Annotated in this window: 26 protein-coding genes and 1 tRNA gene; 10 read left to right on the top strand and 17 right to left on the bottom strand. The window is 68.4% G+C overall.

From position 1 onward, the window contains the following. The first annotated feature begins 41 nt into the window (after window positions 1-41). On the top strand, window positions 42-599 hold the full coding sequence (locus QRN19_RS14145; RefSeq protein WP_285027624.1) for a TetR/AcrR family transcriptional regulator: 558 nt from the start codon (window positions 42-44) through the stop codon (window positions 597-599). Between the two features lie 108 nt (window positions 600-707). Here QRN19_RS14145 and serA read toward each other — a convergent pair whose 3' ends face one another. The 3 genes from serA to QRN19_RS14130 all read right to left on the bottom strand — a co-directional run bounded on the left by serA (window position 708) and on the right by QRN19_RS14130 (window position 3,341). After that, window positions 708-2,300, bottom strand: a complete 1,593-nt coding sequence (gene serA / locus QRN19_RS14140) for a phosphoglycerate dehydrogenase (protein WP_079705615.1) — start codon at window positions 2,298-2,300, stop codon at window positions 708-710. Window positions 2,301-2,415: 115 nt separating this feature from the next. Then, window positions 2,416-2,787: a bacitracin resistance protein gene (locus QRN19_RS14135; protein ID WP_285027622.1), complete on the bottom strand. Its 372-nt coding sequence runs from the start codon at window positions 2,785-2,787 to the stop codon at window positions 2,416-2,418. A gap of 5 nt (window positions 2,788-2,792) precedes the next feature. Next, window positions 2,793-3,341 carry a hypothetical protein gene (locus tag QRN19_RS14130; protein ID WP_285027619.1) on the bottom strand — a complete coding sequence of 183 codons (549 nt, stop codon included), beginning with the start codon at window positions 3,339-3,341 and terminating at the stop codon, window positions 2,793-2,795. A gap of 71 nt (window positions 3,342-3,412) precedes the next feature. On the opposite strand from QRN19_RS14130, the gene QRN19_RS14125 reads away from it, so the two are divergent. Next, window positions 3,413-3,799: a DoxX family protein gene (locus QRN19_RS14125; RefSeq protein WP_285027618.1), complete on the top strand. Its 387-nt coding sequence runs from the start codon at window positions 3,413-3,415 to the stop codon at window positions 3,797-3,799. Between the two features lie 45 nt (window positions 3,800-3,844). Here QRN19_RS14125 and QRN19_RS14120 read toward each other — a convergent pair whose 3' ends face one another. The 6 genes from QRN19_RS14120 to QRN19_RS14095 form a co-directional block, all read right to left on the bottom strand. Next, a complete protein-coding gene (locus QRN19_RS14120; protein WP_064296255.1) occupies window positions 3,845-4,600 on the bottom strand; it encodes a copper homeostasis protein CutC in 756 nt (251 codons plus the stop codon). A gap of 53 nt (window positions 4,601-4,653) precedes the next feature. Beyond that, window positions 4,654-5,565: a carbohydrate ABC transporter permease gene (locus QRN19_RS14115; protein ID WP_064296254.1), complete on the bottom strand. Its 912-nt coding sequence runs from the start codon at window positions 5,563-5,565 to the stop codon at window positions 4,654-4,656. Beyond that, window positions 5,562-6,566: a carbohydrate ABC transporter permease gene (locus tag QRN19_RS14110; protein WP_285027614.1), complete on the bottom strand. Its 1,005-nt coding sequence runs from the start codon at window positions 6,564-6,566 to the stop codon at window positions 5,562-5,564. Before QRN19_RS14110 ends, QRN19_RS14115 begins: the two co-directional genes overlap by 4 nt. Continuing rightward, window positions 6,563-7,969: an N-acetylglucosamine/diacetylchitobiose ABC transporter substrate-binding protein gene (ngcE, locus tag QRN19_RS14105; RefSeq protein ID WP_285027612.1), complete on the bottom strand. Its 1,407-nt coding sequence runs from the start codon at window positions 7,967-7,969 to the stop codon at window positions 6,563-6,565. Before ngcE ends, QRN19_RS14110 begins: the two co-directional genes overlap by 4 nt. A gap of 95 nt (window positions 7,970-8,064) precedes the next feature. Further along, window positions 8,065-8,844 (bottom strand): sugar isomerase domain-containing protein, encoded by a 780-nt coding sequence (locus QRN19_RS14100; RefSeq protein ID WP_285027611.1) that lies wholly within the window; start codon window positions 8,842-8,844, stop codon window positions 8,065-8,067. A gap of 10 nt (window positions 8,845-8,854) precedes the next feature. Beyond that, window positions 8,855-9,802 (bottom strand): MurR/RpiR family transcriptional regulator, encoded by a 948-nt coding sequence (locus QRN19_RS14095; protein ID WP_285027609.1) that lies wholly within the window; start codon window positions 9,800-9,802, stop codon window positions 8,855-8,857. 93 nt (window positions 9,803-9,895) lie between these two features. Between QRN19_RS14095 and QRN19_RS14090 the strand changes: the two genes are divergently transcribed. The 3 genes from QRN19_RS14090 (at window position 9,896) to QRN19_RS14080 (ending at window position 13,366) form a co-directional block, all read left to right on the top strand. After that, window positions 9,896-10,921, top strand: a complete 1,026-nt coding sequence (locus tag QRN19_RS14090) for an N-acetylglucosamine kinase (protein WP_285027608.1) — start codon at window positions 9,896-9,898, stop codon at window positions 10,919-10,921. Beyond that, complete coding sequence (locus tag QRN19_RS14085; protein WP_285027606.1) at window positions 10,918-11,919, top strand: Gfo/Idh/MocA family protein; 1,002 nt, start codon at window positions 10,918-10,920, stop codon at window positions 11,917-11,919. Before QRN19_RS14090 ends, QRN19_RS14085 begins: the two co-directional genes overlap by 4 nt. Window positions 11,920-12,043: 124 nt before the next feature. Then, window positions 12,044-13,366, top strand: coding sequence for an alpha-L-fucosidase (locus QRN19_RS14080; protein WP_285027604.1), 1,323 nt, complete (start codon window positions 12,044-12,046; stop codon window positions 13,364-13,366). Window positions 13,367-13,446: 80 nt separating this feature from the next. Here the strand turns inward: QRN19_RS14080 and ilvC are convergent, their stop codons facing one another. The 6 genes from ilvC to otsA are packed head-to-tail and all read right to left on the bottom strand — an operon-like array spanning window position 13,447 to window position 20,981. Then, window positions 13,447-14,475 (bottom strand): ketol-acid reductoisomerase, encoded by a 1,029-nt coding sequence (gene ilvC, locus QRN19_RS14075; RefSeq protein ID WP_064296249.1) that lies wholly within the window; start codon window positions 14,473-14,475, stop codon window positions 13,447-13,449. Window positions 14,476-14,523: 48 nt separating this feature from the next. Beyond that, complete coding sequence (gene ilvN, locus QRN19_RS14070; RefSeq protein ID WP_064296248.1) at window positions 14,524-15,033, bottom strand: acetolactate synthase small subunit; 510 nt, start codon at window positions 15,031-15,033, stop codon at window positions 14,524-14,526. A gap of 2 nt (window positions 15,034-15,035) precedes the next feature. After that, complete coding sequence (locus QRN19_RS14065; protein ID WP_285027601.1) at window positions 15,036-16,841, bottom strand: acetolactate synthase large subunit; 1,806 nt, start codon at window positions 16,839-16,841, stop codon at window positions 15,036-15,038. 42 nt (window positions 16,842-16,883) lie between these two features. Continuing rightward, window positions 16,884-18,578 (bottom strand): dihydroxy-acid dehydratase, encoded by a 1,695-nt coding sequence (gene ilvD / locus QRN19_RS14060; RefSeq protein ID WP_064296246.1) that lies wholly within the window; start codon window positions 18,576-18,578, stop codon window positions 16,884-16,886. A 1-nt stretch (window position 18,579) separates the two neighbouring features. Next, window positions 18,580-19,401, bottom strand: coding sequence for a trehalose-phosphatase (gene otsB, locus QRN19_RS14055; protein WP_079705605.1), 822 nt, complete (start codon window positions 19,399-19,401; stop codon window positions 18,580-18,582). After that, complete coding sequence (gene otsA, locus QRN19_RS14050) at window positions 19,398-20,981, bottom strand: alpha,alpha-trehalose-phosphate synthase (UDP-forming) (RefSeq protein WP_285027600.1); 1,584 nt, start codon at window positions 20,979-20,981, stop codon at window positions 19,398-19,400. The genes otsB and otsA overlap by 4 nt, the downstream gene beginning before the upstream one ends. 57 nt (window positions 20,982-21,038) lie before the next feature. Here otsA and QRN19_RS14045 point away from each other — a divergent pair, with 57 nt between their 5' ends. The 3 genes from QRN19_RS14045 (at window position 21,039) to QRN19_RS14035 (ending at window position 22,783) form a co-directional block, all read left to right on the top strand. Further along, window positions 21,039-21,872 carry a sugar phosphate isomerase/epimerase family protein gene (locus tag QRN19_RS14045; protein WP_285027599.1) on the top strand — a complete coding sequence of 278 codons (834 nt, stop codon included), beginning with the start codon at window positions 21,039-21,041 and terminating at the stop codon, window positions 21,870-21,872. A gap of 4 nt (window positions 21,873-21,876) precedes the next feature. Beyond that, entirely contained in the window at window positions 21,877-22,065 is a 189-nt protein-coding gene (locus QRN19_RS14040; protein WP_285027597.1) for a hypothetical protein, read from the top strand. Between the two features lie 148 nt (window positions 22,066-22,213). Continuing rightward, window positions 22,214-22,783, top strand: a complete 570-nt coding sequence (locus tag QRN19_RS14035; RefSeq protein ID WP_285027596.1) for a hypothetical protein — start codon at window positions 22,214-22,216, stop codon at window positions 22,781-22,783. A 383-nt stretch (window positions 22,784-23,166) separates the two neighbouring features. Here QRN19_RS14035 and QRN19_RS14030 read toward each other — a convergent pair. Further along, a tRNA-Lys gene (locus QRN19_RS14030) sits at window positions 23,167-23,242 on the bottom strand. Between the two features lie 147 nt (window positions 23,243-23,389). On the opposite strand from QRN19_RS14030, the gene QRN19_RS14025 reads away from it, so the two are divergent. Next, complete coding sequence (locus QRN19_RS14025) at window positions 23,390-24,193, top strand: inositol monophosphatase family protein (RefSeq protein ID WP_229938626.1); 804 nt, start codon at window positions 23,390-23,392, stop codon at window positions 24,191-24,193. 63 nt (window positions 24,194-24,256) lie between these two features. After that, a complete protein-coding gene (locus QRN19_RS14020; RefSeq protein WP_285027594.1) occupies window positions 24,257-25,240 on the top strand; it encodes a DNA topoisomerase IB in 984 nt (327 codons plus the stop codon). Here QRN19_RS14020 and QRN19_RS14015 read toward each other — a convergent pair. After that, a complete protein-coding gene (locus tag QRN19_RS14015; RefSeq protein ID WP_285027591.1) occupies window positions 25,237-25,605 on the bottom strand; it encodes a DUF7882 family protein in 369 nt (122 codons plus the stop codon). The two genes, QRN19_RS14020 and QRN19_RS14015, sit on opposite strands and share 4 nt — an antisense overlap. Window positions 25,606-25,608 lie beyond the last annotated feature (3 nt).

The following is a 25,608-nucleotide window of genomic DNA, read 5'->3' as shown; positions in this document are numbered from 1 at the left end:
TAGTATCAATCCGAATCCGACGAGCCGAATACGATGGAGCCATGGCGAAGCAGACCGCAGCCCGAGAACGCGTCCTCGACGCCTTCGCCGAACTCCTCATCGACGAGGGCGAACGCGCCGCTACCCTCGACGCCGTCGCCGCGGCGGCCGGTGTCTCCAAGGGCGGACTGCTCTACCACTTCGGCAGCAAGGAGGCCCTCGTCGACGGCCTCATCGAGCGGCTCTCGGAGATGAGCGAGGCCGACACGGCGCGGATGCTCGCGGCACCGGAGGGCGTCGTCGAGTACTTCGTGCGCACCTCCGTCGACGGCGGCACCCCGTTCGACCGGACGATCATCGCCGTCGCGCGGCTGGCGCAGGGACAGCACGCCCAGGCGAGCGGCGCGATGGCGGACATCCGCCGGAGCTGGTTGCGCACGGTGGAGGACGCCGTCGGCGACCCCGACACCGCCCGCGCCATCGTGCTGATGTGCGACGGTCTCTACGCCAACACGGGGCAGCTCGGCATGGGGGTCAGCGATCCCGACGAGGGCAGCGACGAGGCGATCGGGCGGCTCCTAGCCGTCATCGCACGACTGCTTCCCGCCGGCGAGCACTGAGCCGCGACGTCACAGCCGGACGCCCCGAAGGGCAACGGCACCCTCTCCCGGCGACGACGATGCCCCGCACCGGTCGGCGCGGGGCATCGGGTCGCAGCGGCGGTCGCCCTACTGCTCGGTGATGTCGATCTCGCGGAGCAGCGTCGCGTCGATCGTCTCGCGGATGACCTCGAGGACGTCGTCGGCGACCGGTGAGTCGACCGTCAGGACGCTGAGCGCCGGGCCGCCGGCCTCGTGACGGGCGATCTGCATGCCCGCGATGTTGATACCCGCCTCGCCGAACCGCTGGCCGTAGACGGCCACGATGCCGGGCCGGTCGGTGTAGACCATCACGATGTGGTGCTTCGCGAACGGCACCTCGACGTCGTAGCCGTTGATCTCGACGATCTTCTCGGTCTGCTTCGTGCCCGTGAGCGTGCCCGACACCGAGATCTGCGATCCGTCGCTGAGGGCGCCGCGCAGCGTGATGACGTTGCGGTACTCCTCGCTCACCTCGTCGGTGAGCAGGCGCGTGACGACACCGCGCTGCTCCGCGAGCAGCGGGGCGTTCACGTACGAGACCGTCTCGCTGACGATGTTCGTGAAGATCCCCTTGAGCGCGGCCAGCTTCAGCACGCTGACGTCGTACCCGCTCAGCTCGCCGTGGACCTCGACGTCGACGCTCGTGAGCGACGAGGTCGACAGCGCGGCGAACACCTGCCCCAGCTTCTCGACGAGCGGGATGCCGGGACGGACGTAGGGGTCGATCACGCCGCCGGCGACGTTGACCGCGTCCGGGACGAGTTCGCCGCCGAGCGCGAGGCGCACGGACTTGGCGACCGAGACGCCGGCCTTCTCCTGTGCCTCATCCGTGGACGCACCGAGGTGCGGCGTCACGATGACGTTCTCGAGCCCGAGCAGCTTCGTGTCGGTGGGCGGCTCGCTGACGAAGACGTCGAGACCGGCACCGGCGATGACGTGGTTCGACAGCGCCTCGTACAGCGCGTCTTCGTCGATCAGGCCGCCGCGCGCGACGTTGACGACGTAGGCCGTCGGCTTCATGAGCGCGAACTGCGGGCCGGCGATCATGCCCGTCGTCTCCGGCGTCTTCGGCATGTGGATGGTGATGAAGTCGGACTGCGCCAGCAGCTCGTCGAGCGTGACCAGCTGCACCCCGAGCTGCTGCGCACGAGCGGACGTGATGTAGGGATCGTACGCGATGACGTTCGTGCCGAACGCCTGCAGACGGGCCGTGATGAGGGCACCGATACGGCCGAGGCCGATGATGCCGATGGTCTTCTCGTACAGCTCGGTACCGGTGTACTTGGACCGCTTCCACTGTCCCTGGGCGAGCGCGGCGTGCGCGGCCGGGATGTGGCGGGCGAGGCTCAGGATGTGCCCGACGGTGAGTTCAGCCGCGGAGATGATGTTCGACGTGGGTGCGTTGACGACCATGACCCCGGCCGTTGTAGCGGCCTTGATGTCGACGTTGTCGAGACCGACACCTGCGCGCGCGACGACCTTCAACCGGGTGGCCGCCTGGATGGCCTCCTCGTCGACCTTGGTCGCGGATCGGACCAGGATGGCGTCGGCGTCGGCGATCGCCGCGAGCAGGGCCGGGCGGTCCGTCCCGTCGACGGAGCGCACGTCGAAGTCGGGCCCGAGGGCGTCGACGGTGGCGGGTGAGAGTTCTTCGGCGATCAGTACGACCGGTTTCGACACGGAACGGTTCCTTCGCAGTAGCAGTGGGGTGGGCAGCGCGTCGGTGTCCGGCGGCCATCGCAAGCCTATCGGAGGCGCACCGGGCGGTTCGTCGTGTGACGAGGCGGCGGCCGGGTCAGACGGAGAGGTCGATCAGCTGCTGCGCGCCGAACATCGCGAGGACCGACAGCGAGATCGCCGCGACGACGCACAGGGCGACGAGGTAACGCACGGCCTGCTCGCCGAGCGACCGGTCGCGACCGGTCCAGAAGGCGATCGCGAAGGCCACGATCGGCAGGAGCAGGCCGCCGATGAGGACGACCCAGCCGAGGGGCAGGACCGGCACGGCGAGGCCGTTCGCCGTTCCGACGATGCCGACGAGGTTGCCGACGGCTTCGAAGACGTCATACGCGAAGAACAGGCCGAACAGGACGGCGATGGACCAGCTGAGCCAGCCTGGTCGCTCGGCGGCGGGCTTCGACACGGGGGCCGCGGTGGTGGAGGGCATCAGGGTCACACTCCTCGGAGGAACGGCCAGGGCAGGATGAGCACGACACCGAGCAGGAGCATCGCGATCCTGACGACCGGTCTGCCGCCACGGGTCAACCAGAGCGTCGCGGCCATCCACACGGGTCCCGCGGCGACCGCGAGTCCCTGTCCGAGATCGAACATGAACCGGCCGACCGCATCGCTCGGGACGGCGGCGTCAGGACGGAACGCCGAGATCAGCCAACCGACGCTGTACAGCAGGAAGACCCCGCCGAAGATGCCGAGCGTGACGAGCATGACCGAACTCATCTGCTCGCGCTCCCCGGCAGCAGCCTCGTCCGTGACCCGGTCGGTCGACTTCGCGACGTCGACCTCGACAGGAGGGGCCACCGGTTCCGCACTCGGACCGGCCGACTCCGAGGCCGGCGGGACCGCCGCGGTCGCCCGACCACGCGTGATCGGCTCCTGCGATGCGGGCTCGAGCGTGGTCCGGTCGCCGGAAGCCGAGGCATCGAGCGTCGGATCGTCGTCGCCCGCCCAGCTCAGCGCGTCTTCGTCCCGCGGCTCAGTCATACCGCCAGCCTATCGCCGCCGGGCCGACCACCGAGTGCGGCGATCCGGACTCGACGGAGCAGAATTGCCTGGTGAACCCGTTCCCCCTCCTGCAGTCCGTCCTGACCGTCGTCCTGGCGATCATGTTCATCGGCATGGGGGTCCTCCACTTCCTTCCGGGACCAGCGAGGACCATGGCCGCGATGATTCCACGACCGCTGCGGAGCAGCACCATCACACCGCGGATGCTCGTCGCCTTCACCGGCGTGTGCGAGATCGCCGGCGGTGTCGGCCTGCTCGTCCCACCCACCAGGCTCGCCGCCGTCGTCTGCCTGATCGTGTTCCTCGTCGCGGTGTTCCCGGCGAACGCCGCGGCCGCGCGGCAGCCCGAGCGGTTCGGTCGCCTCGCCGTGCCGTTCGTCCCACGGCTCATCGGTCAGCTCGTGCTGATCCTCGCCCTCGTCATCGTGGCGCTCTGATCGCTCGCCCGGATCGATCGACGATCCCCTCGATGCCGGCGGATCTCAGACGGCGACGGCAGCGCGCCTGGCCGCGGCCACCGCGCGAGCGACGGTCGTCGCGTCCGTGATGTCGTAGCTCGGCGATCCTCCACCGGGGCCGGTCTCGGTGACCCGGCCGGCACGACGACGGGCGGAGAGGTGCACCGCGTCGACACCTGCCCGGGCGAGGGCGGGGATCGCATCGATCGTGACGCCGCCACCGGCCATGATCTGCATCGAGCTGTCGCCCCTCGAGGCCATCTGCGCGAGCTTCTCCGCACCGTCGATGCTCGCCCGCGCGCCGCCGGAGGTCAACAGACGGTCCACACCGGCGTCGCGCAGCTGGTCGGCGGACCGGACGGGGTCGGTCGTGGCGTCGACGGCCCGGTGGAACGTCACCGCGAGCGAGCCCGCAGCCTGACGCAGCTGCGCCAGCGCCTCCAGGTCGATCGTCCGGTCGGACCGGAGGGCGCCGACCACGATGCCCGCGGCACCCGCGGCCTCGAGCGCGAGGATGTCGCCGGACATGACGTCGATCTCCGCGGGCGAGTAGACGAAACCACCCTCCCGCGGACGCACGAGGACGTGCACGAAGTCGCTGAGCCCGGCTTCGTCCGCAGCGCGGACCGCCGCCATGACCAGTCCGATGGAGGGGGTGAGCCCACCGGTGCCGAGGGCCTGGCACAACTCGACCCGCTGGGCTCCCTCGCGGATGGCGATGCGGACCCCCTCCACGTCCTGGACGGCGATCTCGACGGCGATTGGCGACTGGAGGCTCATTGGACCCATTGTTCCAGTGATCCGCTCGAGCCGAGGACGCGCACGCCGCTGCGCTACTTGTCCGTGCCCTGCGACACCGAACCCTGCAGCTGACGCTGGAAGATCAGGTACACGATGAGCACGGGGACCACGGTGATCACGGACGCCGCGAAGAGGGCACCGAAGTCCACCGAGTACCCGGCCTGAGCCGCGAACGACGCCATCCCCTGCGTCAGGACGTAGTTCTGCGGGTTCGAGTTGAGCGCCACCGGCAGGAGGAACTGGTTCCAGAGCCCCACGAAGTTGAGGATCGCGACGGTCGCGAGCCCGGGCCTCGCCATGGGCAGCATCACCTGGAAGAAGGTCCGCCACTCCCCTGCTCCGTCGATCGCTGCCGCCTCCGCGATGGAGACCGGCAGCGACTTGAAGAAGGAGAACAGGAAGAACACCGTGAACGGGAAGGCGAACGCCGCATACGTGAGGATGAGTCCCGGGAGCGAGTTGAGCAACCCGAGGCTCTGCAGCACGAAGAACAACGGCACGATCGCGAGGAACACGGGGAACGTGAGGCCGGCGAGCATCAGGTAGTAGATGGCCCGGCTCCCGAAGAAGCGGAACCGCGCCAGCACGTAGGCACACATCGAGCCGAACAGCATGGTCACGATGAGGGCACCGAACACCACCACGATCGAGTTCAGGAAGAAGCTTCCGATCCCGGCCGTCGTCCACGCGTTCACATAGTTGTCGAAGCTCCACGTCGACGGCAGCGAGAACGGCGAGGCGAAGATCTCGGAGCTCGTCTTGAACGACGACATGACCGTCCAAAGCAGCGGGACGACGACCACGATCGACCAGATGATGAGCACCGTGTGCGATGCCGTACCGACGACGCGGTCGCCCGTGGTCGGCTTGCGGCTGGCCGGTGTGCGCGTGCCGGTTCCGACGACCGCCGGGTTCGCGGTCGTCGCCGTGGTCTGGACGGTCATTCCGCCACCCCTTCATCGTTGCCGCCGGTGAGTCGACTGACCAGGAAGACGACGCCGGCGAACATCAGGGTGACGAGCGCGAGCACGACCCCCATGGCGCAGGCGTAGCCGAACTGGCCCTTGGTGAACGCCGTCGTGAACAGTTGCTGCGACATGACGAGCGTCGTGTTGGACGGGCCGCCGCCGGGATTCAACGCGGCCATGTACACGAACGCGTCGAGCGCGAGGATGCCCATGTAGATGTACGCCGTCTGGATGTTGTCCCGGATCAGCGGGATCGTGATCGTGAGCGCGGTCCGGAGGCGACCAGCGCCGTCGATCCGTGCCGCCTCGTACACCTCGGCCGGCACGCCCTTGATCGCTGCGATGAAGAGCACCGTGTAGAACCCGATGAGTCCCCAGACGATGACGAACATGGTCGCGATCATCGCCGTGTCCGGCGAACCGAGCCAGGCGAAGGAGGTGAACTGGTCGAGTCCGATACCGGTCAGGAAGCCGTTCAACAACCCGGACGACGGGTCGTAGATCTGCTTCCAGATGAGGCCGATGACGATGGCCGGCACGACGTACGGGAAGAAGGTGATCACGCGGTACACGCTCGAGTTGCGGAGGCCGCGGATCGGACCGTTGCTCGGTCCGCCGATCGTGATGAGGGAGGCGAAGAGGAACGCGATCCCGAGGGTCACGAGCGGCAGGACGATCGCGAGCGCGACGCTGTTGCCCATGGACTGGAGAAAGGTCTGGTCCTGGAAGAGCTTCGTGTAGTTCGAGAACCCGACGAAGTCCATGCCCGGGGAGAACCCGGACCAGTTCGTCAACGAGTAGTACGCCGCTTGCGCGAACGGCGAGACCACGAAGACGACGTACCCCACCACCGGCACGATCAGGAAGACCAGGAAGAACGAGACCCGGTCGAACGTGAAGTCCCGGCGGCGCAGCCGCCGGGCGGCGGGAGGGGTAGCCCCTCCCACCTTCCCGAGCGGTGTGCCGACAGCCGTCATTTGACGGTGACCTTGTCCACGGAGTCGTCGTTGCGGACCTTGTCGGAGATGTCCTGCATGCCCTTGGTGAGCGTGGCGACGTCGGACCCACCCTGGAGGAACGTGTTCCAGAGGACGAGGAGGTCCGTGTTGAGCCCGTAGAGGTCGATGAAGTTCCACGAGAACACGTCGGAACCGGCGTCGTTGAGCATCTTGACCTGGGACACCAGGGCGGTCGAGCCGAAGCCGTCCTCCGGGATCGTGTCCTTGACGATCGTCGACGAGAAGGTGGTCTTCGCGAAGTTCACCGCGGCGTCGTTCGACAGCATCGCCCGCAGGAACTCCTTGCCGCCGCCGACGTTCTTGCCCTGCGACGGGACGATGAAGCCTTCACCTGCGGTGCTGTGCAGCGCCGTGTACGGCAGGGCGGAGTCCGCGGTCACGGTCGGCTCAGGCGCCCCCGTCATCTTGAAGCCGTCCTTGGTCTGGGTCTTCATCTCGTTCTCGATCCAGCCACCCGAGGGGTAGAGGATGAAGTCCTCCGAGTTGCTCCACTGGGCCTGAGCTGCGGTGAACTGCGTTCCGGCGCCGCCCGGCTTGATGTAGCCGGCGTCGACGATCTGCTTCATCGCGGTCAGCACGTCCTGCACGGCCGGCTTCGACCAGCAGTCGGCTTCGAGGTTCTCGAGCGCGAGACGGACCTCGTCGCCACCCTCCTTGATCGCGGACGCGATCGCCATCGTCAGGTAGTAGGTCGCCGCCTCGGTGCCCCAGCCGAACAGGTACTTGCCCTGTGCCTTGGCCTTCGCGCCGAGGTCGAGCGCCTCGGCCCAGGTCTTCGGCGGCGTCCAGCCGTTGGCCTCGAAGAGCGCCGCCGAGTACCAGATCGCGTAGACCGTCAGCACATAGTTCAGCTGCACGAACTTCCCGTCGAAGGTTCCTGGCTCGACGACACCCGGGTAGAGGGTGTCCTTAATGACCTTGCCCTCGTAGTTCTTCGCCTCGATGACGTCCGTCAGGTCGGCGAGCTGCTCGCGGATGGTGTTGATGCCGATGAGGCCGGCGCCGCTGTTGTCGATGACGTCCGGCGGGTTGCCGGCGACGAAGCGCGGCTGGAGGGTCTGCGCGATGTTCGTCGCGGCCGTGACCTTGACGGTCGAGCCCGCCTGCTGCTTCTCGACGAGCTTCCCGGCGAACTCGGTGTACTCGATGCCGTACCCGCCCTTGAAGATGACGGCGTCGACCGTCGAGTTGGCGGCCATGCCGAACGGGTTGTCGGCCGAGACCGGTCCGCCGGTGGTGGTCGCCCCGCCTCCGCCGCCGACACAGGACGCGAGCGTCCCGCCCAGCGGGAGGAGGATCGCGGTCGCGAGTGCTCCTCGCAGGAAATCGCGGCGTTGGAGCGTTGCTGGCTGCTTGTCCATCGGTCTACCTTCCAGTGATTCGAGTGTTGCCCGGGTGTGGTGCTGTCGGGGTGGTGTTGTCGGGTGTGTGGTGCGGGTGTTGCGACACCTCGGGTTCAGGCGTCACGTCTGATCCGGCCCCGGTAGCGGTCCTCGAGCACGCTGTTGTGCTCGTCGCCGCCCGGGATGTTGGCCGAGATGTAGAGCGGTGGGGTCTCACCGGTCGCCGCGATCCTCGCCGCGACGCCGATGGTGAGGAGCTGCGCGAGGTAGGCCGCCGTGATCGAGGACACCGCGCCGACCGGGACGCCGTCCTGGACCTCGATGGTCGCGTCACCGAACGGGGCACGGTTGTCGAGCACCACGTCGGCGACCTCGGAGAGCCGCAGCCCACTCGGGTGCTTCGGCTCGACGCGGGAGGTGTGCTCGAGCGAGGTCACGGCGATGACGGGGTGGCCGTGTTCCTTAGCGATCAGCGCGAGTCCCACGATCGACCCGTTGACACCGGAGTTCGACGCGATGATGAACACGTCGCCCTCCCCCACCGGCGAGATCGCGAAGAGCTCCGCTGCGACATCACCGCTGCGCTCGAGTGCGGCACCACCGAGGTCGTCGACGGACCGTGCGCCGCGGAGGACGACGTCCCGCAGGGCGATCTTGTTCGTCGGGATCAGTCCACCCGCTCGGCCGGCGATCTCCATCGCGAACGCCTCCGAGTGGCCGGTGCCGAACGTCTGGATGACCGCTCCGCGGTCGAGGGCTGCGACGAGCAAATCGATCGCGGGGTCGAGTTCACCGGATCGAGCCGCCCGGGTGATGTCCGCGAGGCGCGAGGTGACCTCGTCGGTGTAGCGATCGAGGTGATCGGTCCAGGTTGTGGTGGATGTGGTGCTCATACGGTTCCTCTCAGACGCCCACGGGCGAGGCGGTCTCGGACAGGGCTCCGGCCTTGGTCGGTCGGCGGTGCGGGGCGACCGCGAGGGCGGAGGCCGCGAGGCGCTTCGTCGTGCGCTCGAAGTTCTGCTGCGCGACGAACAGGTACAACAGGTCCAGGACGAACAGCTGACCGTGCTTGGCGGAGAGGTCGTCCGGCTGCAGGAACCGCTCATGGGCCGAGGTGATGATGGCCAGCGTCGACGCGGCGACGAGCGGGGAGTCCGGGTTGTTGCTGATCGCCACGGTGAGCGCGCCGGCGCGCCCCGCCTGACGGAGCATCTGGATGGTCTCCTCCGTGCGCCCGGTGTTGCTGATCCCCAGGGCGACCGAGTCCGGGCCCTGGATCGCCGCGCTCGTGAGTCCCGCGTGGACCTCCGACCAGGCGTGCGTGCTGATGCCGATGCGGTAGAGCCTCGCCTGCATCTCGTCGGCGAGCATCGCGCTGCCGCCGACACCGTAGATGTCGACGTTCCGGCTGCGCGCGATGGCTGCGGCGATCTCGAGCATGACCTCGAGGTCGATCACGTCGGCGGTCTCCCGCAGCGTCCGCGTGTGCGCGTTGAGCAGCGTGCTCAGGACGTCCGGTGCCGAGTCGTCGGGGCCGAATGCCCGGCCGATGTCGGTCTGCCAGGAGTCGCGTGCGGTGCTGCGCCCGAAATCCTTGGCGAGGTCGACTCGGAACGGCGCGTAGCCGGTGTACCCGATGATCCGGCAGAAGCGCGTGATCGTCGCCGCCGAGACGCCTGAATCGGCTGCGAGCTCACCGATCGTGAGGGTGAGGGGAGCGTCGGGGTTCTCCAACAGATAGTCCGCGATCCGCAGCATGACCCCGGACATCTCCGGCATCCGCGACCGAATCCGGTTGGTCACGCCGGTGGCGTGCTCGACCGGTGGGTCGGTGCGGACGGAAACAGTCATGGAAATTCCTTTTCTCCTTCGTTGGAGTGACGCGAAACTGATTCTTACAGTACGTTGTGGCCCACGGCAACATGTTTCGAGATGATGACGATGATGAAAACAACTCTGGCGGTCGACGCCGGCGGCACCTCGTCCCGGGCGGTGCTCGTCGACGCCTCCGGACATCGCCTCGGTTCCGGTCGGGCGGGCGGCGGGAATCCGACCTCGTCCGGCGTGGACAGCGCTGCCACCCAGATCGCGCTCGCGGCTCGTTCCTCGCTCGACCAGGCCAGGGCGTCATCGTCCATACCGCCCGCCCCATCCGAGTCGCCCGTGGTGATCACGCAGGCGGGACTGGTGTCCGACGCCTACCGCCGCGCGTTGGACGCGCACCTCGCACCGCTCGGACTCGGACCGGTCGTCATCGAGCCGGATCTGCTCGGCATGTACGGCTCCGGCTCGGCGTCGCCGGACGGCGTCGTGCTCGTCGCGGGGACCGGGAGCGTCGCGGGACGGATCAGGGACCGTCTCGTCGTCCGGGAGGTCGGCGGCGCCGGCTGGCTCCTCGGCGATGGCGGCTCCGGGTTCTGGATCGCTCGACGCGTGATCCGTGCGGTCGCCGCCGACCTCGACGGTATCGGACCCCGCACCGGCCTCACCCCGCTGCTCTCCCAGGCGGTCGGGTTCAACCCGGACCCGTCCTCATCCGGTGACGCGGACCACCGCCGCTCCCCGATCCTCGACACACTCATCCGGTCGGTGAACGACGGTCCCCCCATCGCCATCGCCCGCCTGGCGCCGCTCGCATTCCAGGCCGCGGACGATGAGGTCGCGCGGTCCATCCTCGATGCCGCCGTCGACCGCCTGGCGGTCCTCGTGGAACGGGTGCTGGCTCCGGATCCGGACCGCCGGGACACCACGCTCGTCGTCGGCGGCAGCGTGCTCGTCGACGGACTCCTCCCCTCCATCCCTGCAGCCGCGGAGCGCCTGTCGTCGGCCGCCGCTGGGGCCCGACTCGTGCCGGTCGCCGACGGCCTCGTCGGAGCAGCCGCCCTGGGTATCAGGATGCTGGGCGGGGACGTCGACGACAGGGCGCTCAGCCGCCTGCGCGGAGACCTGGCTGCTGGGGCGACGCGATGACGGCGGACCGGATCGGCGTCATCGGCACCGGTGCCATGGGGCTGGCGCACGTCCGCGCGCTCGCCGGACTCGGGGTGGCGGACCGGATCGCCTACCTGTGCTCGGCCCGGTCGCCGAGAGCCATGCCGGAGGCACCGGCTGCACGGCTCACCACCTCGGTCGACGAGGTGCTCCTGGATACCTCCGTCGGGATCGTCGTCATCTGCACCCCGACCGACACCCATCGGGAGCTCGCCGTCAGGGCGCTCCGTGCCGGCAAGTACGTCCTGCTCGAGAAACCCATCGCCCTCGAGCTCGCCGACGCCCACGCGATCCTGCAGGCCGCCGACGAGTCTGAGCGGACATTCATGGTCGCGCACGTCGTCAGGTTCTTCGGCGGGTACGAGGCGATCGACGACGCCGTGCGCGCAGGTGCCGTCGGCACACCCCTCGCCGTCACGGCCGAACGGCTGAGCTCCCCTGCCGCCCCGTCGCCGTGGTGGCAGGACGAGCGACGATCCGGCGGCCCCCTCGTCGACTTCGCGATCCACGACTTCGACCAGCTGAATCAGCTCCTCGGTCGGCCGCGATCCGTCTCGGCACGACGCACCGGCCCCGGTCGCCCGATCGAGACGATGGTCGACTACGCCGACGGCGGCATCGGGCGCGTCCTCACCTCCATGGAACTCCCGCCGGCCTTCGGATTCAGCTCGGCCATCGAGGTGCTCGGCAGCACCGGGCTCATCGCGCACCGGTTCGTCGGCGCGTCCCCGACCCACGCACCGCCGCTCTCAGTCGACGCACTGGGGTCGGCCGCCGCGCACGGCCCCTACGCCCTCGACGAGACCGATCCGTACCGACGACAGATGGCCTCTTTCCTCGACTGCGTGGAGCGAGACGTCCAACCGTTCCGCGTGACCGGCCGGAGCGCCCTCGCGGCCCTGACGGTCGCATTGGCGGCGAAGGCCTCGCTCGACACCGGCGTGACCGTGGAGCTCTCCGAAGCCCACGACGCCTGAGCCGCCGGCGCGCGGCAGATTCCGCGCACCGACCACGCCGGTCCACCGGGCAGCAGACATCCGACCTTTCGTGTTAGCCTGCCCCCGCACCGCCGTGAACCCACTCGACGATCGAAGGGCCGCCGTGACCGAGACCACCATCCCCCGACCCGACACCACCTGGTTCGACGAGGCGAGATTCGGACTGTTCCTGCACTGGGGCCTCTACGCCCTCCCCGCACGCCATGAGTGGGTCCAGACGCGGGAACGCCTCTCGGCGGAACAATACGAGCGCTATCGCGAGCACTTCGACCCCGACCGGTTCGACCCCCGCGCCTGGGCCAAGCAGGCCAAGGCGGCCGGCTTCCGGTACGCGGTCCTCACGACCAAGCACCACGACGGCTTCTGCCTGTGGGACTCGGCACTCACCGACTTCACGTCCATGCACACGCCCGCCGGCCGTGACCTCGTGGCCGAGTTCGTGGAGGCGTTCCGCGCCGAGGGGCTCCGGATCGGCTTCTACCACTCGCTCATCGACTGGCATCACCCCGACTTCACGATCGACGGCATCCACCCGCGACGCGACGACTCCGAGGCGCTCGCAGCGAACGCCGACCGTGACTGGTCCCGCTACCGGGACTACCTGCACGGCCAGGTGCGCGAGCTGCTCACCGGCTACGGCCCGATCGACTACCTCTTCTTCGACTTCAGCTATTCGCAGGGCATCGAGGGGCTGCCCGGCAAGGGTGCCGCCGATTGGGGCTCCGAGGAACTCGTCGAGATGATCCGCGAGCTGCAGCCGGAGATCCTCATCAACGACCGCCTCGAACGCCCGGGCGACGTCACCACCCCGGAGCAGTACCAGCCCGTCGTGACACCGGTCGGCCCCGGCGGTGAACCCCTCCGGTGGGAGGCCTGCCAGACCTTGAACGGCAGCTGGGGGTACGACCGCGACAACCTCGACTACAAGTCGCCGGAGCTGCTCCTGCGGATGCTCATCGATTCGGTCTCGAAGAACGGCAACATGCTGCTGAACATCGGACCGACCGCGCGCGGGACGATCGATCCGCGGGCGATCGAACGACTCGAGGTCCTCGCCGACTGGTTCGCGCTCCACGAGCGGGCGATCCGAGGATGCGGCCCGTCGGAGTTCAGCAGTCCGAGCGACGTGCGGTACACGCAACGGGGCGACCGGCTGTACGTGCACGTCTTCGCCTGGCCGTTCGTGCACCTGCACCTGCCCGGTCTCGGCGGCCGGGTGCGCTACGCGCAGCTGTTGTCGGACGGCTCCGAGGTGCCGTTCCAGGTGCATCGCCCCGAGCACGATCTGCCGAACCAGCACACCCAACCGAAGGGACTCGGTCCCGACACGGTGACCCTGCACCTGCCGATCGGCGAACCCGACACCCCGATCCCGGTCATCGAGATCTTCCTCGAGCCTGGCGCGACCGGAGCAAGGACGGCCTGAGGTCTCCCGCAGACGACGGAACGCCCGCCCCGACGGATCGGGGCGGGCGTTCTGACTCGGTGCGGCTGGACGAGCGGGGACTAGCGGGCGACGCTGCCGTCGACGTAGTCGTCGTCGTTCGAGGCGTTCCACGCGAAGAGCTTGCGCAGCTCGCGACCGGTGGCCTCGATCGGGTGGTCCTCGCCCTTCTTGCGCAGCTCGAGGAACTCGGGCGCGCCGGCGTCCTGGTCGTCGATGAAGCGCTTGGCGAAGGTGCCGTCCTGGATGTCCTTGAGGACCGCCTGCATGTTGGTCTTGACGCTCGGGTCGATGACGCGCGGGCCGGAGACGTAGTCGCCGTACTCAGCCGTGTCGGAGACGCTCCAACGCTGCTTGGCGATGCCACCCTCCCAGATGAGGTCGACGATGAGCTTCAGCTCGTGGAGCACCTCGAAGTAGGCGATCTGCGGCTGGTAACCGGCCTCGGTGAGGGTCTCGAAGCCGTACTGGATCAGCTGCGAGACGCCACCGCACAGGACGGCCTGCTCGCCGAAGAGGTCGGTCTCGGTCTCCTCGGTGAAGGTGGTCTTGATGCCGCCGGCACGGAGCCCGCCGATCGCCTTGGCGTAGGACCAGGCGAGCGCCCAGGCGCCGCCGGTCTCGTCCTTCTCGACGGCGACGATGACGGGGACGCCGCGGCCGGCCTCGTACTCGCGACGGACGGTGTGGCCCGGGCCCTTCGGGGCGACCATGAAGATGTCGACGCCCTCAGGAGCCTCGATGTAGCCGAAGCGGATGTTGAAGCCGTGCCCGAACACGAGCGCCTTGCCCGGAGCGAGCTGGTCCTTGATGGACTCGGCGAAGATCGTGCGCTGGTGCTGGTCCGGAGCGAGGATGACGATGACGTCGGCCCATGCGGAGGCGTCGGCGACGTTCTTGACGGTGAAGCCCTGCTCCTCGGCCTTGGCGATCGACTTCGAGCCGTCCTTCAGGCCGACGACGACCTCGACACCGGAGTCGCGGAGGTTGAGCGCGTGTGCGTGGCCCTGCGAGCCGTAGCCGATAACGGCAACCTTCTTGCCCTGGATGAGCGACAGGTCTGCGTCCTGGTCGTAGAAAATCTCAGTCACTGGTGGTTCTCTCCTTGGTTGTGGTTTCGCAATATGTCGCAGATGCGACTAGTTCTTGAAGACGCGTTCGGTGATGGACTTCGAGCCGCGCCCGATGGCGAGGAGACCCGATTGGGCGATCTCCTTGATGCCGTAGGGCTCGAGCACCTTGAGGAGCGCGGTCGTCTTCCCGGAGTCGCCCGTGACCTCGATCACGAGGGCGTCGGTCGCCACGTCGACGACGCGGGCCCGGAACAGGTTGACGGCTTCCAGCACCTGGGAACGGGTGGAGTTGTCGACGCGGACCTTGATGAGCAGGTGCTCACGCTGGACGGACTGCGCCGGATCCAGCTCGACGATCTTGATGACGTTGATGAGCTTGTTCAGCTGCTTCGTCACCTGCTCGAGCGGAAGTTCCTCGACGTCGACGACGACCGTGATCCGGGACAGGCCCTCGATCTCACTGTGGCCGACCGCGAGGCTCTCGATGTTGAAGCCCCGGCGGGCGAACAACCCGGCGACGCGGGTCAGCAGACCGGGCTTGTCCTCGACGAGGAGGCTCAGGACGTGGCTGCTCATGCTCAGGCCTCCTCATCGAACGACGGACTGTGGTCCTTGGCGTACTGGACGTAGCTGTTGCTGACACCCTGCGGCACCATCGGCCACACCATGGCGTCGGCACTCACGACGAAGTCGATGACGACCGGACGGTCGTTCGTCTCCAGGGCGAGCTTGATGGCGGCGTCGACCTCCTCCTCCTTCGTCACGCGGATGGCGAGGCAACCGTAGGCCTCGGCCAGCTTGACGAAGTCGGGGATGCGGATGGTGTCGTGCCCGGTGTTCAGGTCGGTGTTCGAGTACCGACCGTCGTAGAAGAGCGTCTGCCACTGGCGGACCATGCCCAGTGAGGAGTTGTTGATGATCGCGACCTTGATCGGGATGTTGTTGATCGTGCAGGTCGCGAGTTCCTGGTTGGTCATCTGGAAGCAACCGTCGCCGTCGATCGCCCACACGTGGCGATCGGGCTGGGCCACCTTGGCACCCATGGCCGCGGGGACCGAGTAGCCCATGGTCCCGGCGCCACCGGAGTTCAGCCAGGAGTTCGGACGCTCGTACTTGATGAACTGCGCCGCCCACATCTGGTGCTGGCCGACGCCCGACGCGAAGACGCCCTCCGGGCCGGTGATCTCGCCGATGCGGGAGATCACGTGCTGTGGCGAGAGCAGACCGTCGGTCGGCTCGGCGTAGCCCAGCGGGAACTCCTCGCGGAGACCGTCGAGGTAGGACCACCACTCGGCGATGTCGGGGGTGACCTCGCGGGCGGCTGCCTCGAACGCCGACTGGAGGTCGACGATGACGTCCTTCGCGTCGCCCACGATGGGGACGTCCGCGATGCGGATCTTCGAGATCTCGGCCGGATCGACGTCCACGTGGACGACCTTGGCGTTCGGTGCGAAGAGCGAGGCCTTGCCGGTCACGCGGTCGTCGAACCGGGCACCGAGCGACACGAGCAGATCGGCCTCCTGCAGTGCGAGCACCGCGGGGACCGTGCCGTGCATGCCGGGCATGCCGAGGTGCTGCGCGTGCGAGTCGGGGAACGCGCCACGAGCCATGAGCGTCGTCACGACAGGAGCACCGGTCGCCTCGGCCAGCGCGAGCAGTTCCTCGGAGGCCTTGGAGCGGATCACGCCGCCACCGACGTACAGCACCGGCTTCTTGGCGTTGACGAGCAGCTGCGCTGCGGCCTGGATCTGCTTGCCGTGCGCCTTCGTCACGGGACGGTAGCCGGGCAGGTCGACCTTCGGCGGCCAGATGAACGGCGCTTCGGCCTGCTGGGCGTCCTTCGTGATGTCGACCAGCACCGGTCCGGGGCGGCCGGTACCCGCGATCTCGTACGCCGCGGCGATGGCCGCCGGGACCTCCTCCGGAGTCTTGACGAGGAAGGAGTGCTTCGTGATCGGCATCGTGATGCCGACGATGTCCGCCTCCTGGAACGCGTCGGTACCCATGAGGGTCGAGAACACCTGACCGGTGATCGCGACCATGGGCACCGAGTCCATGTAGGCGTCGGCGATGGCGGTGACGAGGTTCGTCGCGCCGGGGCCGGACGTCGCGATGCAGACGCCGATCCCGCCACCGGCGGCGGCGTATCCTTCAGCCGCGTGGCCCGCGCCCTGCTCGTGTCGGACCAGGACGTGACGGAGCTTCGTCGAGTCCATCAGCGGGTCGTAGGTCGGCAGGATCGCTCCGCCGGGCAGACCGAAGATGTCGGTGACCCCGAGGAGCTCGAGCGATCGGACGATCGCCTGGGCTCCCGTCAGGATCTCCGGTGCGGCCGGGGCCGCAGGTGTTCTGGGATGAGGCACGGGTTGGGATTCCGTGGGCATGATGATTCCTTCAGCGATGAGATGCACGAACGAGATGCTCGGTTATCCCGTGATCGCGCCCTCCGCTGCGGAGTGCACGAGACGAGAGTACTTTGCGAGAACGCCACGGGTATAGCGCGGGGGAAGAGGCGCCCAGCCGTCGCGGCGGGCTTCCAGCTCTGCTTCGTCGACGAGTAGGTCGAGCGAGCGGCCAGCGATATCGACCCGTATCAGATCACCATCGCGCACGAAGGCGATTGGACCTGCGTCCACCGCTTCGGGTGCTATGTGGCCGATGCACAGTCCGGTTGTGCCGCCTGAGAATCGACCGTCCGTCAACAGTAGTACATCCTTGCCGAGTCCGGCGCCCTTGATGGCGGCCGTGATCGCGAGCATCTCGCGCATCCCCGGCCCACCCTTCGGGCCCTCGTAGCGGATGATGACGACGTCGCCCTTGTTGATCTTGCCCTCGGTGAGCGCGTCCATGGCTCCGCGCTCACGTTCGAAGACGCGGGCCGGGCCCTCGAAGACCTCGGCGTCGAAGCCGGCCGTCTTCACGACGGCGCCCTCGGGCGCGAACGAGCCCTTGAGGATCGTGATGCCGCCGGTCGCGTGGATCGGGTTGTCGAGCGTGCGGATGACCGTGCCGTCGATCGGGTCGGGGTTGATGTCGGCGAGGTTCTCGGCGACCGTCTTGCCGGTGACCGTGAGGCAGTCGCCGTGCAGCAGACCGGCGTCGAGCAGCGCCTTCATGACGACGGGGACACCGCCGTGACGGTCGACGTCGTTCATGACGTACTGGCCGAACGGCTTCAGGTCGCCGATGTGCGGCACCTTGTCGCCGATGCGGTTGAAGTCGTCGAGCGTGAGGTCGACCTCGGCCTCGCGGGCGATCGCGAGCAGGTGCAGGACAACGTTCGTCGATCCACCGAAGGCCATCGCGACGGCGATGGCGTTCTCGAACGCCTCCTTCGTGAGGATGTCGCGCGCGGTGATGCCGAGTCGAAGCATGTTGACCACGGCTTCGCCCGAGCGGTGCGCGAAGTAGTCGCGACGGCGGTCTGCCGAGGGCGGCGATGCCGAACCCGGGAGGCTCATGCCGAGCGCCTCGGCGACCGACGCCATCGTGTTGGCCGTGTACATCCCGCCGCAGGCACCCTCGCCCGGGGCGATGGCGCACTCGATGCGCTTGAGGTCCTCTTCGCTCATGTTGCCGGCCTTGCAGGCCCCGACCGCCTCGAAGGAGTCGATGATCGTGACCTCCTTCTCGGTGCCGTCGGAGAGCTTGACCCAACCCGGCGCGATCGATCCGGCGTAGAGGAAGACCGAGGAGAGGTCGAGGCGCGCAGCGGCCATGAGCATGCCCGGCAGTGACTTGTCGCAGCCGGCGAGGAGGACCGTGCCGTCGAGGCGTTCGGCCATGACGACGGTCTCGACGCTGTCGGCGATGACCTCGCGCGAGACGAGCGAGAAGTGCATGCCCTCATGGCCCATGGAGATGCCGTCGGAGACGGAGATGGTGCCGAACTGCAGCGGGTATCCCCCGCCCGAGTGCACACCCTCCTTGGCGCCCTGCGCCAGGCGGTCGAGTGAGAGGTTGCAGGGCGTGATCTCGTTCCACGAGCTCGCGATGCCGATCTGGGGCTTGTCCCAGTCCTCGTCGCCCATGCCGACGGCGCGGAGCATGCCGCGCGAAGTGGTCGCCTCGATCCCGTCGGTGACGGCACGACTGCGTGGTTTGATGTCGATCTCTGGCATTTTAAGAGTCTACGGCTTCCTTGTTGCTTCGATATTCCGCGAGCATGCCGAGGACGCGCGCGATCTCGGAGGGTCCTTCGACCCTGAAGTCGGCGGCGGTCACGCCGGTGCCGCTCTTCACCCCGAGGTCGCCGGGGCCGAGTGCGCCGAACGCGTCCTCGTCCGTGACGTCGTCGCCCGCGTAGAACACGGCATCTGCTTTGGTGTACCGCCGGAGGTGTTCGACGGCTTCGCCCTTGGTCGCGCTCCTGAGCGAGAACTCGAGGACGTTCTTGCCCTCTCGAACCGTCAGGGCGCCGAACTCGTCCTTGGTGTGGGCGAGTGCTTCGAGGTGGGCGATCCTGGAGTCTTCTTCACTGGCGAGCCTGGTGTGCAGGGCGAACCCTGCCGGCTTCCGCTCGATCCAGACATTATCGTAACCCTCCGCGACGTCCTGGAGGATCCGTTGGAGGGTCTCCCGCTGTTCGCGTTCCTCGTCGTCGAGGGCGAGGGCGTCGTCGGGGTTGTCGAGTCGGATCTCGACGCCGTGCGAGCCGGCGAACAGGGCGTGGTCCGGCAGCTCCGCCACGGCCACGAGACTGTCGATCGCCCGCCCGGACACGAGTGCGACGCGCGTCCCGGGCAGGTCCATCAGCGCCAACACGGCCTTGCGAGCCGCGGGCAGAGCGCGCGCCTGATCCGGGTCGTCGACCTCTGGGGCCAGGGTGCCGTCGAAGTCCAGCGCCACCAGGAGCTTCGGGACGTCGGCCAGGCGGCGGAGTTCCGCGCGCAGTCCGAGGGGAAGCCCCCCGAGGGTGTCGGTGGGCTCGTCGGTGGTGCTCATGACTGGGTGGTGCTCCCCTGCTCGATGGTCGGTGACTGGTCGCGCACGCGCTGCAGCTCGTCGAGGAAGGACGCCGACCACCGGGCGACGTCGTACTCCATGACGCGCTTACGCAGCGCCCGCATGCGACGACCACGCTCGGCCTTCGTCATGTGCACGGCCTGGAGGATCGCCGACTTCATCCCCTCGATGTCGTGCGGGTTGATCTTGAGTGCCTGCTTCAGCTCGTCGGACGCGCCGGCGAACTCGCTCAGGACGAGGACGCCGTCGTTGTCGTAGCGAGCGGCGACGTACTCCTTCGCGACGAGGTTCATTCCGTCGCGCAGGGCGGTGACGAGCATGACGTCGGCGGCGAGGTAGAGCGCGGCCATCTCGTCGCGGGGGTACCCGTGGTGCAGGTACTGGATCGCGGTGTGGCCGATCGTGCCGAAGTCGCCGTTGATCCGGCCGACCGTCTGCTCGATGTCGTCGCGGAGCTGGCGGTACGTCTCCACGCGTTCGCGGCTGGGGCTGGCGACCTGGACGAGCGTGACGTCCTCGACCGCGAGCTTGCCCTGTGCGAGGAGTTCGCCGAAGGCCTTGAGTCGGTGTCCGATGCCCTTGGTGTAGTCGAGGCGGTCGACGCCGAGCATGATCGTCTCCGGGTTGCCGAGCTCCTCGCGGATCTGCTTGGCACGGGCGATGATGTCGGGGCGCTGGGCGAGGGCCTGGTACCCCTTGCTGTCGATCGAGATCGGGAAGTGCCGGGCGATCACCGTGCGGTACGGGGCGCCACGCTTCGAGGCGACCGGTGCCGCATCCGTCGTGACCGACACGAGTGCCGCGTCGAGCGGGACCTGGATCGCCGCCCCCTTCGTCTCGTATCCGAACAGGCGGCGGACCGCGCGGGAGAAGTTGCCCGCGTCCGCGACGCGCTGGAAGCCGATGACGTCGGCGCCGAGCAGTCCCTCGATGATCTGGCGTCGCCATGGGAGCTGCGAGTAGATGCCGTAGGCCGGGAACGGGATGTGGTTGAAGAAGCCGATCGTGAGATCCGGACGCAGCTCGCGCAGGATCTTCGGAACGAGCTGGAGCTGGTAGTCCTGCACCCAGACCGTCGCGCCGTCGGACGCGGCCGCGGCGGCCGCTTCCGCGAACCGTCGGTTCACGGCGACGTAGGCGTCCCACCACTCGCGGTGGTAGCTCGGCGGAGCGATGACGTCGTGATAGAGCGGCCAGATGGTGTCGTTCGAGAAGCCCTCGTAATAGCGGGCGATCTCGTCCTCGGACAGCGGGACCGGGATGATCCACATGTCGTCGTTGTCGAACGGCTCGATCTCGAGGTCGGCCGAGCCGGCCCATCCGATCCATGCGCCGTCGGCACCGCGCATGACGGGTTCGAGGGCGGTCACGAGTCCGCCGGGTGAGGTCCGCCAGCTCTCGGCACCGTCTGCATCGACGACGCGGTCGACCGGCAGCCGGTTGGATACCACGATGAAGTCGAAGGTCGACGCTGATCCGCCGTCAGGCGCGGAATATCTGGTGATGATGGCCCTCCCGGGGTACTCGGGTTCGCTGTTCAGGCTAGCAGCGTTCCGCATGGCGAAACCGCGTGTTCAGACGGCGAGCATATGCTTGCGCTGATGATCCGCCATGGCATGAGCACGTCCTGCGTCTACCCGCTGGGAACCCGGCGCGCGTTCGAGTTGGCCGCCGAAGCCGGCTACGACGGCGTCGAGGTCATGGTCACCCAGGACCGCGTGACGCAGGACGCCGACGCCCTCCGCGCCCTCGCCGCCGAGACCGGGCTCGACATCCTCTCGATCCACGCGCCGGTCCTGACCCGGACCGCGTTCGTCTGGGGCCGCGACCATCGCAACAAGCTCCGCCGCTCGGCGGAGCTCGCCGCCGCCGTCGGCGCGTCGACCGTCGTCGTCCACCCGCCGTTCCGCTGGCAGCGGCGCTACGCGAACGCCTTCGTCGACCTCGTCGCCGAACTGAGCGAGACACACGGACTCGAGCTGGCCGTCGAGAACATGGCGTGCTTCCAGAGCCGCGGGCTCCGGGTGCAACCGTTCGCGTTCGGCTACGACCCGGCGCCACTCGCCTGCGCCGCCCTGACGCTCGACTTCTCCCACGCGGCCCTCGCGGGTGAGGACTCGCTCGAGATCGCGACCCGCTACGGCGGCCGCCTCCGACACGTGCACCTGTGCGACGGGACCGCACCGTCCCCACGAGGCGCGTTCCTCGACGAGCACCTCCTCCCAGGCGACGGCGAGCAGCCGGTCGCAGAGGTCCTCGAGCTGCTGCGCGCGGCGGACTGGTCGGGAAGCATCGTTGCGGAGGTGCACCTGCCCGCGACGGGTGGCGACGCGCTCCGCCTCGCCCAGCTGCGCGCCTCACTGGCCTTCGCGAAGCGTGCATTCGCTAGCACAGGCGAGAACCCGAAGGAAAGCCCGGATGCGGGGGGCCTCCCCTACCGGCTAGCGTGAAGTCATGCGCAAATTCCTCTTCAACGGCAGCATGATCTCCACGGTCTTCGGCGGGATCTCCGCTCTCCAGGCGACCCGCCAGGGACCGCGGGACTGGAAGCTCGCCCTCCTCTGGGTGAGCTGGGGCATCTCGCTCGCCCTCGCGATCAGCTCGGTGCTCGACGAGAGCAAGCAGGCTGAAATCGGCCGCTGAGGCCCCTCCACCCGCGCTACCACGATCGCCCGGGAAACCCGAGAATTGGGGCGCGCACCCGCGTGTCTCCGCGTCGTTCCGCGCCTCATGATCGACAATGAAGGCAGTCCAGCCTCACGGATGATCCGCTTTCGATGAAGGGCCCGCCATGTTCGGTCGCCGACGCCACGCAGCACCAGTCTCCGCATCGAAGCTGACCGAGAAGCAGCTGTTCGACCTCGTCCACGCTCGACTGGCGAGCGAACTCGGCGCCAACGGCACCTGGGTGCTGTCGCGCCGCACTCCGAGCTCGGGCGATGAGATCTTCCACGAGGTGTACGCCCAGCAGCTCGCCCACGACATCGCGACGGACATCGACCTCGAGCAGGCTGCGGTGACGGTCCGTGCCGAGGCCGCTCCGGCGCGTGGATGGCGCCTCTGGTCTCGCGGCCAGGAGGAATCAGCGGTCGACGCCGCCGTCGAGGTCGAGGCCGTCGAGGTCATCGAGCCGGCCGTCGCCGAGGAACCTGCCGCCATCACCGAGACGATCGACGCGCCGTCCGAGGCGCAGACCGATGACGACCACCCCGATGCCGCAGCTGACGACACTGAGCCGACGCTCGTCGAGCGAACCCTCCTCGAGCCGCAGCACTACCCCATCACCGTCTGGGCCGAACCCGAGTTCATCGACGCGAGCCTCGTCAACCCGGTGCCGGCGCGACGCAGCTCGGTCGCCTGACCGGCGACGCACCTCGAGAACGGCCGTCCACTCCGGTGGGCGGCCGTTTCGCCGTATCGGGCCACTGAGCGGGCATGACGCCTCATCGAACCCGAATCGATGAGGCGTCACGGCGCTGGTGGGCACGAATGCCCGACCGTCGCTCTGCTCCGCACGGTGGGGTGACCACGCGGAGGCTTCCGTCGGCAACGGCAGGACCCGATCCCGCCATGCTGCTGACCCTTCCAGGGTCTCATGCCTGGGCCGAACTCCGTCCCGTTGACGCGAATCGGACGGGAGCTGTCGCGAAACGCTCCCGGAGCGTTTCGTCAGGCCGCCGGCGCGAACGCGAGACAGGCCGAAATGCAGAACGGCCCCCGCCGAAGCGAAGGCCGTTCCCATTGTGGTGCACCCCCCCGGACTTGAACCGGGAACCCACTGATTAAGAGTCAGTTGCTCTGCCAATTGAGCTAGAGGTGCGTGGTTTCGGAGTGTTCCGAACCGAGATATGACACTAGCACCCAACTGGCCCGGGTGCGAAATCGAGCCAGCCGGCGTGTCGCGGAGGCAGGTCTCCAGCCCCTCGAGCGTCGTTCGATCAGGCCCGCGCGACCCTATCCTGGAGAGGTGACCGAACCCGTGACCGTCTCCCCCGCCGACCTCGATCTCGCGCTCCGGCTCGCCGACGCGGCCGACCGCATCGCGATGGACCGCTTCGAGGCTCGCGACCTCGAAGTCTCCACCAAGCCGGACCGCTCGCACGTCACGGACGCCGACCTCGCCGTCGAACGCGCCATCCGCGGCATCCTCGAGACCGAGCGCCCGGACGACGGCGTGTTCGGTGAGGAGTACGGCGCGCAGGGCCCGACGGATCGACAGTGGATCATCGACCCGATCGACGGGACGGCGAACTTCCTCCGCGGTGTCTCGAACTGGGCGACGCTCATCTCCCTCGCCGTCGACGGCGTGCCTGTCGTCGGCGTTGTGAGCGCACCCGCCATGCACGCCCGCTGGTGGGGTGCCATCGGGCACGGTGCGTGGGGCATCCGGTTCGGCGAGACCACCCCGCGCCGGCTGTCCGTCTCGGGGGTCTCCGACCTCGCCGACGCGTCCTTCAGCTTCCAGAGCATCGCGCAGTGGGCCTCGGTCGGGCGCATCCCCCAACTGCTGGCCCTGTGCGGCTCCCTGTGGCGCGATCGGGCCATCGGTGACATGTGGCCCTACATGCTGCTCGCCGAGGGCTCGATCGACGCCGTGGCCGAATTCGGCGTGCAGGAGTACGACCTGGGTGCCCACGTGCCGATCGTCCTCGAGGCCGGCGGTCGTTTCACGGACATCGACGGCATCGAGACCATCTCAACGCGGAGCTCCCTCGCGACGAACGGGCGCCTGCACGACGCCTTCCTCGCCGAGTTGCCACCCGTCGGCTGACACGTCTGCACGGCACCGCGCAAGCCCGCCGGGCGGGTTCCGACCGCGCCGTACGCTGGGCGGATGGTACGACTGAGGCGCAGCGACGTGAACGGACAGGGCATCCGACGGGTTCGATCCGGGCGCGGTTTCAGCTATCGGTTGCCGGACGGGTCGCTGCTGGAGGATCAGGAGATCCGAGCTCGGATCGACGGCCTGGTGGTCCCTCCCGCGTGGAACGACGTCTGGATCACCCCCTACGCGAACGGGCACATCCAGGCGACCGGGATCGATGCGGCCGGGCGACGGCAGTACCTCTACCACCCGTCGTGGCGCGAGCGTCAGGACCGGAGCAAGTTCGACCGCGCCCTGGCCCTCGCCGAGGCGCTCCCTGCCGCGCGAGGTCGGGTCACCCGGGACCTCCGACTCGAGGGCTACCCGCTCGCTCGGGTGTCGGCCGGCGCGTTCCGCATGCTCGACACCGGTTCCTTGCGCGTCGGCGGTGAGCAGTACGCGGAGGCGAACGGCAGTCACGGCCTGTCGACCCTCGAGGGTGCGCACGCTCGCGTGAGCGGCGACACCGTCGCGCTGAAGTTCCCGGCGAAGAGCGGACAGCCCTGGGAGTCCGACATCGTCGACGCCGACCTGGCCTCGCTCATCCGGTCCTTGAAGCGCCGCGGACCGCACGCCCGCCTCCTGGCCTGGAAGGACGGGAACCGGTGGCGCCACCTCCAGGCGAGCCAGATCAACGACTACGTCCGGGCGCAGACGAACGGCGAGTTCACCGCGAAGGACTTCCGGACGCTGCACGGCACCGTTGCGGCCGCGGAGAGCCTGGCGAAGGCCGGACCCGTGCAGAGCAGGACGGCACGCTCGAAGGTCCTCGCACGGGCCATGCGCGACGCCGCAGCGGTCCTCGGCAACACCCCGGCGATCGCGAAGTCCAGCTACGTCGACCCGCGGGTCGTCGACCGATACGACCATGGCGAGACGATCCCGCCGGACGGTCGCGGCTCACCGGAGACAGCACTCCGCGTCCTGCTCGTGGGGACGGACGACCCGTCCTAGCCGTGGTCCTGGTCGTGGGACTCGGTGCCCACGTCGCGCGACGACCCGTTCCCCGCGAGGTGCCCCTCGACCTCGGACTCCGGGATGAGCTGGAGCCCTCGCGGCGTGTGCGATGAATCCGCGAGGACCTCGAGCCACGCACGGTTGAGTTCCGGCGGTCGACTCCCGAAGAAACGGAACTGCAGCGGGATGCTCGGGGACAACCAGAGCGAGCGTCTGCCCGACCCGTGCTCGGGATCGTTCGCCCAGCTGAGGAAGAAACTCTCCTGTCGGCGCAGCTTGGCCCCGATGACGGCCTTCAGGTGCGCGAGCGCGCGGTCTTCGATCTCGTACTCGTCGCCGGACCCGTAGATGAGCATTCCCATGGG

Source organism: Plantibacter sp. ME-Dv--P-122b, from assembly GCF_030209375.1.
In the GTDB taxonomy this organism is placed as follows: domain Bacteria; phylum Actinomycetota; class Actinomycetes; order Actinomycetales; family Microbacteriaceae; genus Plantibacter.
This window is presented reverse-complemented; position numbering and strand designations above follow the sequence as displayed.

What these genes read in the sequence shown, in the direction of transcription:
- QRN19_RS14135 (WP_285027622.1), bottom strand. Translation starts at nt 2,787, where the DNA reads ATGCCCTCCACCACCGCGGCCCCCGTGTCGAAGCCCGCCGCCGAGCGA.
- QRN19_RS14040 (WP_285027597.1), top strand. Translation starts at nt 21,877, where the DNA reads ATGCGCAAATTCCTCTTCAACGGCAGCATGATCTCCACGGTCTTCGGC.
- QRN19_RS14035 (WP_285027596.1), top strand. Translation starts at nt 22,214, where the DNA reads ATGTTCGGTCGCCGACGCCACGCAGCACCAGTCTCCGCATCGAAGCTG.
- QRN19_RS14090 (WP_285027608.1), top strand. Translation starts at nt 9,896, where the DNA reads ATGAAAACAACTCTGGCGGTCGACGCCGGCGGCACCTCGTCCCGGGCG.
- QRN19_RS14020 (WP_285027594.1), top strand. Translation starts at nt 24,257, where the DNA reads ATGGTACGACTGAGGCGCAGCGACGTGAACGGACAGGGCATCCGACGG.
- QRN19_RS14110 (WP_285027614.1), bottom strand. Translation starts at nt 6,566, where the DNA reads ATGACGGCTGTCGGCACACCGCTCGGGAAGGTGGGAGGGGCTACCCCT.
- ngcE (WP_285027612.1), bottom strand. Translation starts at nt 7,969, where the DNA reads ATGGACAAGCAGCCAGCAACGCTCCAACGCCGCGATTTCCTGCGAGGA.
- QRN19_RS14015 (WP_285027591.1), bottom strand. Translation starts at nt 25,605, where the DNA reads ATGGGAATGCTCATCTACGGGTCCGGCGACGAGTACGAGATCGAAGAC.
- QRN19_RS14115 (WP_064296254.1), bottom strand. Translation starts at nt 5,565, where the DNA reads ATGACCGTCCAGACCACGGCGACGACCGCGAACCCGGCGGTCGTCGGA.
- QRN19_RS14085 (WP_285027606.1), top strand. Translation starts at nt 10,918, where the DNA reads ATGACGGCGGACCGGATCGGCGTCATCGGCACCGGTGCCATGGGGCTG.
- otsB (WP_079705605.1), bottom strand. Translation starts at nt 19,401, where the DNA reads ATGAGCACCACCGACGAGCCCACCGACACCCTCGGGGGGCTTCCCCTC.
- QRN19_RS14100 (WP_285027611.1), bottom strand. Translation starts at nt 8,844, where the DNA reads ATGAGCACCACATCCACCACAACCTGGACCGATCACCTCGATCGCTAC.
- ilvN (WP_064296248.1), bottom strand. Translation starts at nt 15,033, where the DNA reads ATGAGCAGCCACGTCCTGAGCCTCCTCGTCGAGGACAAGCCCGGTCTG.
- ilvD (WP_064296246.1), bottom strand. Translation starts at nt 18,578, where the DNA reads ATGCCAGAGATCGACATCAAACCACGCAGTCGTGCCGTCACCGACGGG.
- QRN19_RS14065 (WP_285027601.1), bottom strand. Translation starts at nt 16,841, where the DNA reads ATGCCCACGGAATCCCAACCCGTGCCTCATCCCAGAACACCTGCGGCC.
- QRN19_RS14045 (WP_285027599.1), top strand. Translation starts at nt 21,039, where the DNA reads ATGAGCACGTCCTGCGTCTACCCGCTGGGAACCCGGCGCGCGTTCGAG.
- QRN19_RS14145 (WP_285027624.1), top strand. Translation starts at nt 42, where the DNA reads ATGGCGAAGCAGACCGCAGCCCGAGAACGCGTCCTCGACGCCTTCGCC.
- QRN19_RS14095 (WP_285027609.1), bottom strand. Translation starts at nt 9,802, where the DNA reads ATGACTGTTTCCGTCCGCACCGACCCACCGGTCGAGCACGCCACCGGC.
- otsA (WP_285027600.1), bottom strand. Translation starts at nt 20,981, where the DNA reads ATGCGGAACGCTGCTAGCCTGAACAGCGAACCCGAGTACCCCGGGAGG.
- QRN19_RS14120 (WP_064296255.1), bottom strand. Translation starts at nt 4,600, where the DNA reads ATGAGCCTCCAGTCGCCAATCGCCGTCGAGATCGCCGTCCAGGACGTG.
- QRN19_RS14130 (WP_285027619.1), bottom strand. Translation starts at nt 3,341, where the DNA reads ATGACTGAGCCGCGGGACGAAGACGCGCTGAGCTGGGCGGGCGACGAC.